The sequence below is a fragment of the Nocardia sp. NPDC049190 genome (assembly GCF_040648115.1).
Lineage (GTDB): Bacteria > Actinomycetota > Actinomycetes > Mycobacteriales > Mycobacteriaceae > Nocardia.
Genome location: NZ_JBEZDE010000007.1, coordinates 84,536 through 97,197, shown reverse-complemented (window position 1 = coordinate 97,197; position 12,662 = coordinate 84,536). Strand labels below are relative to the sequence as shown.

The window sequence follows — 12,662 nt, the reverse complement described above, 5'->3', positions numbered from 1 at the left end:
CAACCTGGCTCGTCTACAGAAAGTATGAAATGGCTCAAGGCATTGTGAAGTGGTTCAACAGCGAGAAGGGCTTCGGCTTCATCGCGCAAGACGGCGGCGGCCCCGACGTCTTCGTGCATTACTCGGCTGTGAGCGGCGCGGGTTTCCGGTCCCTCGATGAGGGGCAGCGCGTAGAGTTCGAGATCGGCCAGGGACAGAAGGGCCCGCAGGCCCAGGACGTCCGCGTTCTCTGATCGCGATATAGCTTTCGAAAGGCCCCACGCCGGGACGGTGAGGGGCCTTTTCCCTGTTCGAGAAAGTTTTGGCCGCTGAGGTGCGCCACGCGCCGCGTCGACGGGCTTGTCGTCACAATCGGCGATCGGCGGCACACAGTGGCGGTGCGAGGGTGCCCGATCTCGAGGTCGGCGTCGAGATGAGGACAGCCTCGCCGGCGCGGGCCGAGGCATCGCCCTGGTCGTGCCGGCGTATCTCGGCGCGCTCTGCCGGACTTTCGGACCGGTGGACGCACGATCACGAATCCAGGGCATGCCCGCGGGTGTGCTTACCGGGTGGTGTGGCGTGTGCGCTCTTGCGTGCGCGGGGCGGTCGTTTCGTTGCTTCTGCTCGAACCTGGCCGGTCCGGTCCGGAGGGACGTTTTTGCCGATGTCGGCTCGTGAGGTGATGCCGAGTTTGTGAAAGACGGCGGCCATTTGCGCGTCGACGGTTCTGCCGGAGTTGCCTCGGCGGGCCGCGATGGCGGTGTTCGTCCATCCCGCGGCGGCCAGGATCGCGACCTGCTGCTCGGCTACGGTCAGTTGATCCCAGCGTGAGGATGCGGTGTTCTTGACGGGATGGTCCATCGGCATCGTGTCGATGGACAGTGTGCCCAACGCCAAGCGTTGCACTTCTTGCAATTCGGGCCGTAACAGGGTGCCCTGCCGATGTGCGGCGGCGAATTCGTCCGGTCCCAATATACGGAGGGCGACATCGGTCGCACGCTTCGTTTCCTCGGCGACCATTGCCATTTCGTTGAAATTGACACCCGGGCCCGCGTGGAGCGTCGCGGCTCCGCCGATGAGCTGAGCGGTTTCGATGGCCAATGCCTTGATTCTCGCCTGGTCGGCGCTTCCCGCCGCGATCAGATCCGTCAGGATTCGCGCTAGCGACCATGTCTGAATATGCACCGCGAGCGATGCGCCCCACTGGTCACGTTCAGCGACCAGGACTGTCAACGTTGTGCGCCCGACTGCCAATGCCTCGGTGGGATCACCATGTTTGGTCAAGGCGATCGCCCACGCCAACTCGGCCAATTCCTTCGCCCACCCTGCGCCGGTCGCGGTGGCGTGATCGAGGTGAATCCGCGTGATGGTCAGGGCCTGCTGTGCTGATCCCAGCGTGGCCGCAGCCAGGGCTTCGTGCCACTCGCTTCGTCCCTCGCCGCCGGGGTCGCCCAGGTCTCGGTACTTCTCGCGGGCGCGTCCCAACACCGTGATAGCCCGCGGGTCGCGGTGAGCTACGAGCAGTTTCACTCCCCACACGAATTCGACGGCAGCGGGAAGGCCGATGTCGATCTCCGCGGTCTGTTGCCAGTTCTGTCGAAGATCGGCGTCTCCGACGCACACGGCGACGCATTCGTCGAGCGTCTGTTGGGCGTCCTCGCTCCGGCCCTGGATCAGGGCGAGCCAACCAACGAAAACCATTGCGGCGGTTTGGAGTTCGGTCAACTCGGGGGTCAGTGCGCGGGTGGCCTGCAGTGTCCGTTCGGCCCATCGGCGGATCTCTCGGGGCGAGGCCTTGAAGATGGGCATGACGATCAGCGCCGCGGAGATCTCCAGACCGATTTCCGGTTCGCCCGAGGCGAGGCTGGTCTCGATCGCGGTCACGATGTTGTCCCATGCCGCGCGGGCTGCCGAGGTGTATCCGCCGGGGTTGAACCAATTGAGCTGCGCGGCAACCACTTTATCGCGATAATAGCGGCGGTGTCGCTGGGCGAGGCGCGTTGGTTCGTCGATCTCGTCGGTGGAACGTTGTGTGAGTCGTTGCTGGGCGAATAGCCGAATGCTTTCCAGTAGCGAGTAGCGCACCGATGTCGGGGTGATGTGCGTGGTCACCAGCGACTGGTCGGCGAGCCGCTCCAGCAGGCCCTCGATCTCGTCGGTTGCCAGGTGTACGGACGCGGCGGGCCCGTCGGTGCCTCGTCCGGATGTCGGTTCGTCGGCGCAGACGGCTTCGATGGCTTCCACTTCGGCGCCGACGTCCAGGGCGGAGCCGTCGTCGTCCTCGGGGTTGGTGTCGTAGCCCGCGGAAAAGACCGACATGCGCTCCAGTAGCAGCCGCTCCTTGTCCGAGCACAGGTCATACGACCAGGCGATGACATCATGAACCCCTTGATGGCGGGCCTCGACGCCGACCCGTGGCCAGTGCGGCCATCGCATTCGTTTGTCGGTGGCCGCTCCGTTCAATTCCGGAACGATCGTCGCCAACGGTTGGCGCAACAATCGCGCCGCGGCCAACCGGATGAACAGCGGATGTTTATCCAGATGACGACAGATCAGGTCGGCCATCGCCATTTGATCCTGGCCCGCTATCGGGTGACCGGCGAGTTCGGCGCGTTGTCGGAACAGGGCCACTGCCTGCTGTTGGGTCAGCGGCGGGACCGTCACGAGATGCTCGTCGACCCACCCGGTCGGCTGGCGGCTGGTCGCCAGGATCGACAATCCCGGCACCGCGGCCAACAACTCCGCGATCAATTGCCCGGCGGCGGGCAGGACATGCTCGCAGTTGTCCATGACCAGCACGGTCTGCAGGTTCCGCCCGCCCGCGTCGGTACTGGTCAACGCGTCGATCAGGGCATCCCACCCCGATTGGTCCGAGAAATCGAAGTCGGCGTCCACTACCGAGCGCGTCAGCTCGTCCTCGACGGCCGTCACATCGCAATCCCTGGCCAGCCGCGCCAGGCGCGCCCAATACACCGGCGTGCGTCTGGCCTTGCGGTATCGGCGCAGCGACTCGGTGGCGAGTCGTGTCTTCCCGATCCCACCCGAACCGATCAACGTCACCAACCGAGTCGAACCCAGCAGGAGGCTGGAGATCTTGTCCAACTCCTGATCACGCCCGACGAAACGATCCGTGACCGTCGATCGATCTCCAAGACGCTCACGACCCGTCACCGCCGACATACGCACCGAGCCTACTCGTTCCGACACGCCGTCACCGAACACCGAGTTGGGCTGCGCGGATCGGGCGATCGACGGTCGGCGGAAGGCCGGCACGCCGAGCAGGCGCTGTGTGCGCCATGCCGATGTCGGCCAGGGCGCCGTTCGCATCGATACCACCGGACCCGCGAAATTTCCCGCATCGTGGGGGTGGAAGCCTCACCGCGCGCGGGAAGGTTCCCGTGCGGTCGCCGCAGTGCGGGTGCCGATCCCGCGCGGTGCCTGTTGCGGCCTCATCGGGTGAGCACCCATCGGCCACGGTGTCCGCCGGATCGGAAAGCGCGGTAGGCGTCCGCAGCTTCGGCCAGCGGCACTGTGCCGGCTCGACGCGGCTCCAGGACGCCCTGTGCGGTCAGGTTGAGCATGTCTTGTAAAAGGTCGCCGTCGGGGACCACTACCGCCGAGGCGACAGTAATGCCACGCTCTGACTCGGGTTCGAGGCCGGGGAAGACTCCGACGTAGGCCCCGTGGTCACGGACCGGCCGCAACGCCGCCTTCTGCAACAGGGCGGTGTCCAGTACCGCGTCGAAGCCGGTCGCCCGGTCGAGGGATGTGATCGATTCCGCGGCTCCGGCCCTGGTCAGGAAGCTGCTGTCCGTGACGCGCGCGAGCCCGGTGACGCTCCATCCGGCGTGGGCTCCGAGAGCCACCGCGTAACCACCGACGCCGCCCGCCGCTCCGGTGACCAGCAGCCGCCGGCCCTGGGCCGGACCGAGCAGGGCGAGAAGTTGCGCGGCGGTCAGTGCGTTGAGTGGAACGGTTGCCGCGTCAAGTAGCTCGACCCCGTCCGGGACCGGCGCCGCGTCGCCGGCCGGGACGATCACGTACTCGGCGGCCGTTCCCGCGGCGGCGTGCGGAGCGTGTGGGAAATGGAGTGCCGCGACCGGCGTGCCGATGGGGATGTCGTGGACGCCAGGTCCCACCTCATCGACGACGCCGGCTACGTCCAGCCCCAGACCGGAGCGGGGCACGCGTCCGCCTGCCCGGCGGCGCGCGCAGTGTCGATGATGTGCAGATCGGCCGCATTGACCGAGGCAGCGATCATCCTGAGCCGGATCTGCCCCGCCGCGGGCGGTGGATCGGGCAGGTCCACCAGTTCCACCTCATCGTCCGAACCCGGGCGAGCGGTCATTATCGCGCGCATGTCAGTACCTCTCTCGTGTGGTGGTTCAGCTGTGTACCCGGCCTGCGGGCGACTCGTCAGCGTTGGTTGATGCGCTGGAAGTGCTTGTGCGGCAGCGGATTTCCGTGTCGTTCGAGCCAGGGTGTGTCGAAGTCGAGCAGACCTGGGTGGAGTGTTCGCAGTGCCGGGATGTTTGCCTGCCGGTCGCACAACGACGTCGCACCGCTCTTGCCGCTAGTCGGAGCCGGTAGAGCCACATCATGTCCGGTCGGCCGGGCGATCGGACATGATGTGGTGCGGCGTCAGTTCGTCGCCGGCCAGTCCAGCGCCCGACCGGGGAACAGGTCGGGGCGGCGAAGGGCAGGGCAGGTGTCGGATGGTGGGGCCGCCCTGCTGTCCAGTCGCTCCCGGCGCGAGGACTGTCCGATCGGCTGTGGTCATGTGTGCTCCTCGGGTATTGGCGGAGCACTGCTCCGTATCTGCTCGAACCATACGGAGCACTGCTCCGACAGTCGAGCGGAGGAGACGAGTGTCCGACCGGGGTCGCCACTTTTCGCGAGAACGAGAAAAGGCCCCGCGCCGGTCGTGTGAACCCGAGCCGGCGCAGGGCCCTCGTGCGCGAGTCAGTGGCGCGCCACGGCGGTATCGGCGGACATCCGAGCGAGTTCGGCTGCTACGCGCGCTGGATGCGTCAGGTGGGGATAGTGTCCCGCGTCCTCGATCGAGATCGGATCGGTCGGCGTCGTGACGGCGAGCGGATCGGCGGAGCCGACGACTATTCGCACCGGCGTCTCGATCCGGTGGAGTAGCGCACGCAGTTCTTCGCGCCGGGGCGGTTCGCTCGCGCGCCGCAGTGCGGCGACGGTGCGTGCGGCAACCCCTGGCCTACCCAGGTTCGCCGCTGCGCTCGCAACGGCCGCGCTCGGTGGTACACCGAGCTGTTCGGCCAAGGTCGTGGCCGACATCCGACGCAGCGCCACCGCCGCCAGTGGTGAGCGCAGCAACAGGCCGGACCGTGGCTGTAGGAACGCAGGTGCGATCAGGACGACTCCGGAGACCCGCTCCGGGTGCGCGGCCGCGTACCGCAGTACGGGTCCGCAGCCGAGCGAATGCCCCACCAGCACAGGGCGGGTGCGCACCGAGGCGAGCAATTCCGGCAGCACCGCGTCGATTTCGCCGGGCGCCGACCGTCCGAGCCCCGGCAGATCGACGACCAGGCTCGGGGCGTCGAGTTCGGCACGGACCGCGTGCCAGGACTCGCCGTCCAGCGGCAGTCCGTGCACCAGCACGTAAACCGGCTGTTCGCGTTCGCCGGAAACCCAGACGCCGTCGATGAATCCACCGGTCGGATCGCCCTCGACCGCGCCGAACCGGCTGGAGACGAGATGATCCGCCCATGCGCGCACCGTCGCCTCGGTGGGTGGCATGGTGAGCCCGGCCCGGCGCGCGACCTCGTCCGCGGCGGAGGTGTCGTAGCGGTCGTCGGCGATGAACGTCAGCGCTTCCGGATCGGCGCCGGTGAGCGCACGCGGGAGCTTCGCCACGATGCCGACCGGAATCGACAGCCATGGCGCACGGACGCGCAGATGGTCGGCGAGCAAGCGAATCAGGTCCGGCAGCACGGGAGTTCGGGTGTCGAGGATGGTGTAGGACCGGCCCGCGGTGTCCGGCAGGGTGGGCAGGCTGATCAGGAAGTCGGTGAAGTACGCCGAATCGACGATCGGCACGAAGGTGTCTCGGCCGCCGGGAATCGCCGCGAGCCTGCCGCGCCACAGGTCCGCCACCATGTTCGCCAGCCCGACGTACTGACCGGGCCCGATCACACTGCTCGGGTTCGCGATGGTCAGCGCGATACCGAGGTCGGCCGCATGGTGCCGCAGCAGCGGATCCGATTCGAATTTGGATGCGCCGTAGGCGCCGTTCTCGTAGTGCTGTTCGTCGGATTCCGCAACGGTGATCCGGTATCCGGTGATGTGCACGACGCGGCGAAGATCGGGCTGCGCGGCGGCCCAGTCCAGGACGCGCAGCGCTCCGGTGACATTGACCGCGTAGGCGTCCTCGCGCGCGAGTCCGAAGGCGAATCGGGCCGCGCAGTTGTACACGTCGCGAATTCCGGACGGCGCGAACCCGGCGGGCAGACCGAGGCCGGGTGCGGCGACGTCGCAGGCCACTACCTCCAGCCGGTCCAGGTCCACACCACGTTCGCGCAACCAATCGGTAAGCCGTTCTTCGCTGCCGGCCCGCAGCGCCGCGATGACGGAATGTCCCTGTTCGAGCAGGCGGGCGACCGCGGCTCGGCCGAGGAACCCGGCGGCGCCGAACACGATGCTGTCGGACATGAGTTTCTCCTTGCTAGACCGGTCTACATATTTTATGACCGAGCGAAAGTGATTGGGGTGTAGCACTATTCGGACTTCAGAGTAGGGCGCGGATCGTGCGTGCGACTCGCTCCAGCGGCTCGCGGCTGCGTTGTGCGCGGGCCAGCAGCAGCGCGCCCTCGACCATGGCGAGCAGCGTGGCGGCCAGATCATCGGCGTCGGCGCGGCCGTCGGCGCGCAGTCGGATCCGTAGCGCTTGCTCCCATGCCGCGTAGGCGGCGGCACACTCGGCTTGGATCGGGTCGTTGGCGGCTGCCACGTCGAGGGCGACCGTGGCGACCGGGCATCCCTGCTGCCAGCCGGACGCCTCGAGGCGGTCGCCGAACAGGGTGAGCAGCGCGGTCGCCGCGGCGGCGGTATCGCCGGGCCGGATCGCGTCGATCAGCGCTGCGATTTCTTTGCCCGACAAGGTGATCGCCTCCGCGACGAGTTCGTCCTTGCCGCCGGGGAAATGGAAGTAGAGCGAGCCGCGCGGTGCGCCGCTCGTCGCCAGAATCTGGTTGAGACCTACCCCGTAATAGCCGTGCCGCTCGACCAATCGGCGCGTCGCGTCGACCAGTTTGCCGCGTGTCTCGGTTCCCTTGGCGCCCATGCTCCAAAGATAGACCGGTCTTCATATTTTTGCCACCGATCCTACTGACGACAGCCGCCCACCAGGTGGGAGAAGGAGTCGAAATCGCGCGCACTAAGCTGATCGACGGTAAGTGTCGACCCCATTCCCTCAGGAGTACCCCACCGTGAGCCAAGCAGGCCGTCCTGTAGTTCTGATCGCCGACAAGCTCGCCCAGTCGACCGTCGACGCGCTCGGTGACGGTGTCGAGGTTCGGTGGGTCGACGGCCCCGACCGTCCGGCCCTGCTCGCCGCGGTGCCGGAAGCCGACGCGCTGCTCGTGCGCTCGGCGACCACGGTCGACGCAGAGGTCCTGGAGGCCGGGAAGAACCTGAAGATCGTCGCCCGAGCGGGTGTCGGCCTGGACAACGTCGATGTCCCCGCCGCCACCGAACGGGGCGTGATGGTCGTCAACGCTCCCACCTCGAACATCCACACCGCCGCCGAGCACGCGGTGACCCTGCTGCTGTCGGCCGCGCGTCAGATTCCCGCCGCGGACGCCACCCTGCGCGAGCACACCTGGCAGCGCAGCAAGTTCAACGGTGTCGAAATCTTCGACAAGACCGTCGGCGTGGTCGGCCTCGGCCGCATCGGCCAACTGTTCGCCGCGCGTCTCGCGGCCTTCGAGACCAAGATCGTCGCCTACGACCCGTATGTGTCGCCCGCGCGCGCCGCGCAACTCGGCATCGAGTTGCTGACCCTCGACGAGCTGCTCGAACGCGCCGACCTGATCTCGATCCACCTGCCGAAGACCCCGGAGACCAAGGGCATCATCGGCAAGGAGGCGATCGCCAAGACCAAGCCGGGTGTGATCATCGTCAACGCCGCCCGCGGTGGCCTGGTCGACGAGGACGCGCTGGCCGAGGCGATCAAGTCCGGCCATGTACGCGCCGCCGGCCTGGACGTGTTCGAGACCGAGCCGTGCACCGACAGCCCGCTGTTCGGCCTGCCGCAGGTCGTCGTGACCCCGCATCTGGGTGCCTCCACCGCCGAGGCGCAGGACCGCGCGGGCACCGACGTCGCGAAGTCGGTGCTGCTGGCGTTGGCCGGTGAATTCGTGCCCGGCGCGGTGAACGTCACCGGTGGCGCCGTCGGCGAAGAGGTCGCGCCGTGGCTGGACATCGTGCGTAAGCAAGGCGCCCTGCTCGGGGCGCTGTCGAGCGAGTTGCCGGTCAGTGTCGAGGTCCAGGTGCGCGGCGAACTGGCCGCGCAGGACGTCGCCGTACTGGAGCTCTCGGCGTTGCGTGGGGTGTTCTCGGCGCTGGTCGAGGACCAGGTCACCTTCGTCAACGCGCCCGCCCTGGCGAAGGATCGCGGTATCACCGCCGAGGTCACCACCATGTCGGAGAGCCCGAGCCACCGCAGCGTCGTCGACCTGCGCGCCGTGTTCGGCGACGGCCGGACCCTGAACGTCGCGGGCACGCTGACCGAGCCGCAGCAGGTGGAGAAGATCGTCAACATCAACGGCCGCAACTACGATATGCGTGCCGAGGGTCTGAACCTGGCCGTCCTGAACTACGCGGACCAGCCGGGCGCGTTGGGCAAGATCGGCACGAAACTCGGCGAGGCGGGGGTGGACATCCTCGCCGCGCAACTGACCCAGGATGTCGACAAAGAAGGCGCGACAGTGGTGCTGCGGGTCAACCGCGAGGTGCCGGCCGATGTGCAGACCGCGATCGCCGAATCGGTCGGTGCTGCCAAGATCGTCCTGGTCGATCTGTTCTGACCGGGTCGGGGTGGTCATGCCCCGACATCCGGATCGACGCCGCGCACGGAGCAACTCGTGCGCGGCGTCTGTCTGCCGAACCGGATCGCCGTGCGGCGCCGGTTCGGGTGGGCGTTCGCGGTAGGTTCGCCGCAGCGCCCGGTTGCTCGACGACCCGGCCGGACCAAGTACCGTGACGGTGCAGCGGTCACCCGGCCGGACAGTCGGTGCTTCACCCCGACGGTCACACCCGTACCGCACGATGTGACGGCCGCGGTCGGCAAAATCGAACGGAGCATTGTTGTCATGAAGCTTGCTGTCATCCCGGGCGACGGAATCGGGCCCGAGGTCATCGCCGAGGCGCTCAAGGTACTCGACGTGGTCGTCCCCGGCGTCCAGACGACCGAGTACGACCTCGGCGCGCGTCGTTACCACGCGACCGGCGAGATCCTCCCGGACTCGGTGCTACCGGAATTGCGGCAGCACGATGCGATTCTGCTCGGCGCGATCGGTGATCCGTCGGTGCCCAGTGGCGTGCTGGAGCGCGGGCTGTTGCTGCGCACCCGATTCGCCCTGGATCACCACGTGAACCTGCGTCCATCCAAGCTTTTCCCCGGTGTGGTCAGCCCACTGGCCGGCAACCCCGACATCGATTTCGTGGTGGTGCGAGAGGGCACCGAGGGCCCCTACACCGGCACCGGCGGCGCGATCCGGGTCGACACCCCGCACGAGGTGGCGACCGAGGTCAGCACCAACACCCGCTTCGGGATCGAGCGCGTGGTGCGCTATGCCTTCGCCAAAGCACAGGCCCGCCGCAAGCACCTCACACTGGTGCACAAGAACAACGTGCTCACCTTCGCCGGTTCGCTCTGGCAGCGCACCGTGAACGAGGTCGCGCCCGAGTTCCCCGATGTCGCAACGGCATACCAGCACGTCGATGCCGCGACCATCCACCTGGTGAACGACCCGGGCCGCTTCGACGTGATCGTCACCGACAACTTGTTCGGTGACATCATCACCGACCTGGCCGCTGCCGTGAGCGGCGGCATCGGCTTGGCCGCCAGCGGCAACATCGACGCCTCCGGCACGAATCCGAGCATGTTCGAGCCGGTGCACGGCAGCGCCCCCGATATCGCCGGGCAGGCCAAGGCCGATCCGACCGCGGCGATCCTGTCGGTCTCGCTGCTGCTCAACCACCTCGGTGACACCGAGGCCGCGGCGCGCATCGAGTCGGCCGTCGCCAAGGACCTCGAGTCTCGCTCCGATACCGCCTCGACCACGGAGATCGGCGACCGAATCGCCGCCACCGTCTGACCGGGGGGAACGTCCCGCGCCGACATCGGATCGGGACTTTGCGCTGAGCGACTCGCGGGCGGCCCGGAACCCGCCCGCGTCGCGGAGCCGGTGCAGCGCACGCGGCGCTGGTCGATCGGCGTGAATCCGGTAGCGGCGAAGCTCAATCGCTGTCGCGTGGTACCAGGGGTACCGCTGCTGCTGCGATGCTGGCGGCGAGTAGGAAAGCAGCAGGAAAGCCGCTGGCGGTGATCAGCCCGCCGAGTGCCGGGGGTAGGGCGGCCATGGCCAGGTTCTGGCCGGTGTTCTGGATGCCGAGGCCCCGGCCGCTCCAGTATGGGCCCGCTATCTCGGCCACCGCAGTGAACGCCAACCCGTTGTCGGAGACGGTGATCACGGAGGCGGCGATCAGCAGCGGGATGGCGGCCCACCACCAGTGGGTCCACGCGGTGCTGCCCAGGGCGGTCATCGAGAGCACGGCGGCGATGGCGACGGTGCGCAGCGGGCCCATCCGGCTGCCGACGCGATCCGACCACGCCCCCGCGCCGATACGGCCCAGCGCGCCGAGGAGTTGCGTGGCGGTCACCAGCCCGCCCGCGGCGGCCAGCGACCAGCCGATGTCGCGGTGCAGCCACAGCAGCGCGAACGTCCACACGGTGCCCTGCGGGACGACCAGCAGCACCGAGACCAGATGGATTCGCCACAACGTGGCGTCCTTGCGATAAGGGTTGACTCGCAGCGCCGGATCGGCGGTGGACGCCTCCGGCCGCGGCGGATCGACGATGCCGATCCGACATCCGACGGCGGCCACGCCCGCCATGATCGCGGGCACCAGAATGGCAGCGGGCACACCATAGGTCGCTGCGACGCCGGGTATCGCCAGCGCGCCGATGCCTACCCCCAGCGGCTGTGCGGTCTGCCGGATTCCCATGGCCAACCCGCGCCGATGCGGCGGGAACCAGCCGACGATCACCCGGCCGCTTGCGCCGTTGGTACTGGCTGCCCCGATGCCGCCGAGGAACAGCAGTGCGCCCAAGGCGATGTCGTCGGTCGTGACCGCGGCCGCGCAGCCGGCCACCAGCATCAGCAGCGGCCCACCGACCAGCACCTTGCGTTCGCCGATTCGGTCGACCAGGTATCCCCACGCAATCAGCGTGCACACCATCCCGACGGTCGGCATGGCCACCAGCAGGCCCGCGGTGGCCAACGGGAGACCGCGATCGGTCAGCGCGGGCAGCAGGAACGCCACGCCGTGGATGAAGACCGCGCTGGACGCTTGCGCGAAGACCCCGAGGCCGAGCATGGACCACCGTCGAACCTCGCGCAGCTGTGTCACGGTAGTCACTGGATCGACCTCTGTCTCAATATCTGGGAATGCATTCCCACTTTGTGAACAAGCGTGCTTACCGTACACCCGAGATCGAACGGATTCGGCTCAACGAAGCTGTTGAATTGCGCACAGCAGGTGGGGGCACGGGCGGTTCGGGCGCGATTGCATACCACTCGGTCGGGCGCGTTCGAGCAGGTGGCGATGGGTCGATAGACTGCCGAGCATGCGTCTAGGTCGAGTTGCCAGTCCCGAAGGAGTCGCCTTCGTCAGTATCGAAGGCGAAGCAGGGAACGGAAGTAGTGCGGGATCGGAAATCGCCAAGGAGATCGCGGAACACCCGTTCGGCACGCCGACGTTCACCGGACGGAGCTGGCCGCTGGCCGACGTGCGGCTGCTTGCGCCGATCCTGGCGAGCAAGGTGGTCTGCATCGGCAAGAACTACGCCGCGCACGCGGCCGAGATGGGCGGTCCAGCGCCTGCCGACCCGGTGATCTTCCTCAAGCCGAATACTTCGATCATCGGGCCTAACGCCCCGATCACCCTGCCGCCCAGCTCCGCTCAGGTCGACTACGAGGGGGAGCTGGCCGTGGTCATCGGCCGCCCGTGCAAAGACGTTCCTGCCGCCCGTGCGCTGGATGTCGTGCTCGGTTACACCGTCGCCAATGACGTGACCGCGCGCGACCAACAGCGCCACGACGGTCAGTGGACCAGAGGTAAGGGCTACGACACATTTTGTCCGCTCGGCCCATGGATCGAAACCTCCTTGGATCCTTCGGATCTGGAGATCGTCACCGAACTCGACGGCGAGGTCCGGCAACGTAGCCGTACTTCGCTTCTGCTGCACGATATTCCGAAGCTCATCGAGTGGATCACCACCGTGATGACCCTGCTGCCGGGCGATGTCATCCTCACCGGCACCCCGGAGGGCGTCGGCCCGATGCAGAACGGGCAGCAGGTGTCGGTTTCCATCGAGGGCATCGGAACTCTCACCAATCCCGTTGCCGCCAAACGCTGATCGAAAGAGAGCC

At 67.6% G+C, this 12,662-nt stretch carries 11 protein-coding genes; 4 read left to right on the top strand and 7 right to left on the bottom strand.

Annotation, left to right across the window (positions count from 1 at the left end):
• Positions 1-29: 29 nt before the first annotated feature.
• Positions 30-233, top strand: a complete 204-nt coding sequence (locus AB0B25_RS08975; RefSeq protein ID WP_054814460.1) for a cold-shock protein — start codon at positions 30-32, stop codon at positions 231-233.
• A 277-nt stretch (positions 234-510) separates the two neighbouring features.
• On the opposite strand, the gene AB0B25_RS08970 is transcribed toward AB0B25_RS08975, so the two are convergent.
• The 6 genes from AB0B25_RS08970 to AB0B25_RS08945 form a co-directional block, all read right to left on the bottom strand.
• Positions 511-3,186, bottom strand: coding sequence for an AAA family ATPase (locus AB0B25_RS08970; protein WP_357176585.1), 2,676 nt, complete (start codon positions 3,184-3,186; stop codon positions 511-513).
• A gap of 242 nt (positions 3,187-3,428) precedes the next feature.
• Positions 3,429-4,166, bottom strand: coding sequence for a zinc-binding dehydrogenase (locus tag AB0B25_RS08965; RefSeq protein ID WP_357176583.1), 738 nt, complete (start codon positions 4,164-4,166; stop codon positions 3,429-3,431).
• Complete coding sequence (locus tag AB0B25_RS08960; protein WP_357176581.1) at positions 4,136-4,339, bottom strand: hypothetical protein; 204 nt, start codon at positions 4,337-4,339, stop codon at positions 4,136-4,138. The genes AB0B25_RS08965 and AB0B25_RS08960 overlap by 31 nt, the downstream gene beginning before the upstream one ends.
• A gap of 237 nt (positions 4,340-4,576) precedes the next feature.
• Positions 4,577-4,759, bottom strand: coding sequence for a hypothetical protein (locus AB0B25_RS08955; RefSeq protein ID WP_357176579.1), 183 nt, complete (start codon positions 4,757-4,759; stop codon positions 4,577-4,579).
• Between the two features lie 182 nt (positions 4,760-4,941).
• The gene (locus AB0B25_RS08950; protein ID WP_357176577.1) at positions 4,942-6,657 is read right to left on the bottom strand and encodes an alpha/beta fold hydrolase; all 1,716 of its coding nucleotides are present in this window, start codon (positions 6,655-6,657) and stop codon (positions 4,942-4,944) included.
• 76 nt (positions 6,658-6,733) lie between these two features.
• Positions 6,734-7,288 carry a TetR/AcrR family transcriptional regulator gene (locus AB0B25_RS08945; protein WP_357176576.1) on the bottom strand — a complete coding sequence of 185 codons (555 nt, stop codon included), beginning with the start codon at positions 7,286-7,288 and terminating at the stop codon, positions 6,734-6,736.
• A gap of 145 nt (positions 7,289-7,433) precedes the next feature.
• On the opposite strand from AB0B25_RS08945, the gene serA reads away from it, so the two are divergent.
• Both serA and AB0B25_RS08935 read left to right on the top strand, forming a co-directional pair.
• Entirely contained in the window at positions 7,434-9,032 is a 1,599-nt protein-coding gene (gene serA, locus AB0B25_RS08940; protein WP_357176574.1) for a phosphoglycerate dehydrogenase, read from the top strand.
• Positions 9,033-9,317: 285 nt separating this feature from the next.
• Positions 9,318-10,325, top strand: coding sequence for a 3-isopropylmalate dehydrogenase (locus AB0B25_RS08935; protein ID WP_357176572.1), 1,008 nt, complete (start codon positions 9,318-9,320; stop codon positions 10,323-10,325).
• 142 nt (positions 10,326-10,467) lie between these two features.
• Here AB0B25_RS08935 and AB0B25_RS08930 read toward each other — a convergent pair whose 3' ends face one another.
• A complete protein-coding gene (locus tag AB0B25_RS08930; RefSeq protein WP_357176570.1) occupies positions 10,468-11,649 on the bottom strand; it encodes an MFS transporter in 1,182 nt (393 codons plus the stop codon).
• Positions 11,650-11,857: 208 nt separating this feature from the next.
• On the opposite strand from AB0B25_RS08930, the gene AB0B25_RS08925 reads away from it, so the two are divergent.
• Positions 11,858-12,649, top strand: a complete 792-nt coding sequence (locus AB0B25_RS08925) for a fumarylacetoacetate hydrolase family protein (RefSeq protein WP_357176568.1) — start codon at positions 11,858-11,860, stop codon at positions 12,647-12,649.
• The last annotated feature ends 13 nt before the right edge of the window (positions 12,650-12,662 follow it).

Bases quoted from the DNA above. Each gene is read 5' to 3' on its own strand.
- AB0B25_RS08935 (WP_357176572.1), top strand. From the start codon at position 9,318: ATGAAGCTTGCTGTCATCCCGGGCGACGGAATCGGGCCCGAGGTCATC.
- AB0B25_RS08960 (WP_357176581.1), bottom strand. From the start codon at position 4,339: ATGCGCGCGATAATGACCGCTCGCCCGGGTTCGGACGATGAGGTGGAA.
- AB0B25_RS08955 (WP_357176579.1), bottom strand. From the start codon at position 4,759: ATGACCACAGCCGATCGGACAGTCCTCGCGCCGGGAGCGACTGGACAG.
- AB0B25_RS08950 (WP_357176577.1), bottom strand. From the start codon at position 6,657: ATGTCCGACAGCATCGTGTTCGGCGCCGCCGGGTTCCTCGGCCGAGCC.
- AB0B25_RS08975 (WP_054814460.1), top strand. From the start codon at position 30: ATGGCTCAAGGCATTGTGAAGTGGTTCAACAGCGAGAAGGGCTTCGGC.
- AB0B25_RS08945 (WP_357176576.1), bottom strand. From the start codon at position 7,288: ATGGGCGCCAAGGGAACCGAGACACGCGGCAAACTGGTCGACGCGACG.
- AB0B25_RS08925 (WP_357176568.1), top strand. From the start codon at position 11,858: ATGCGTCTAGGTCGAGTTGCCAGTCCCGAAGGAGTCGCCTTCGTCAGT.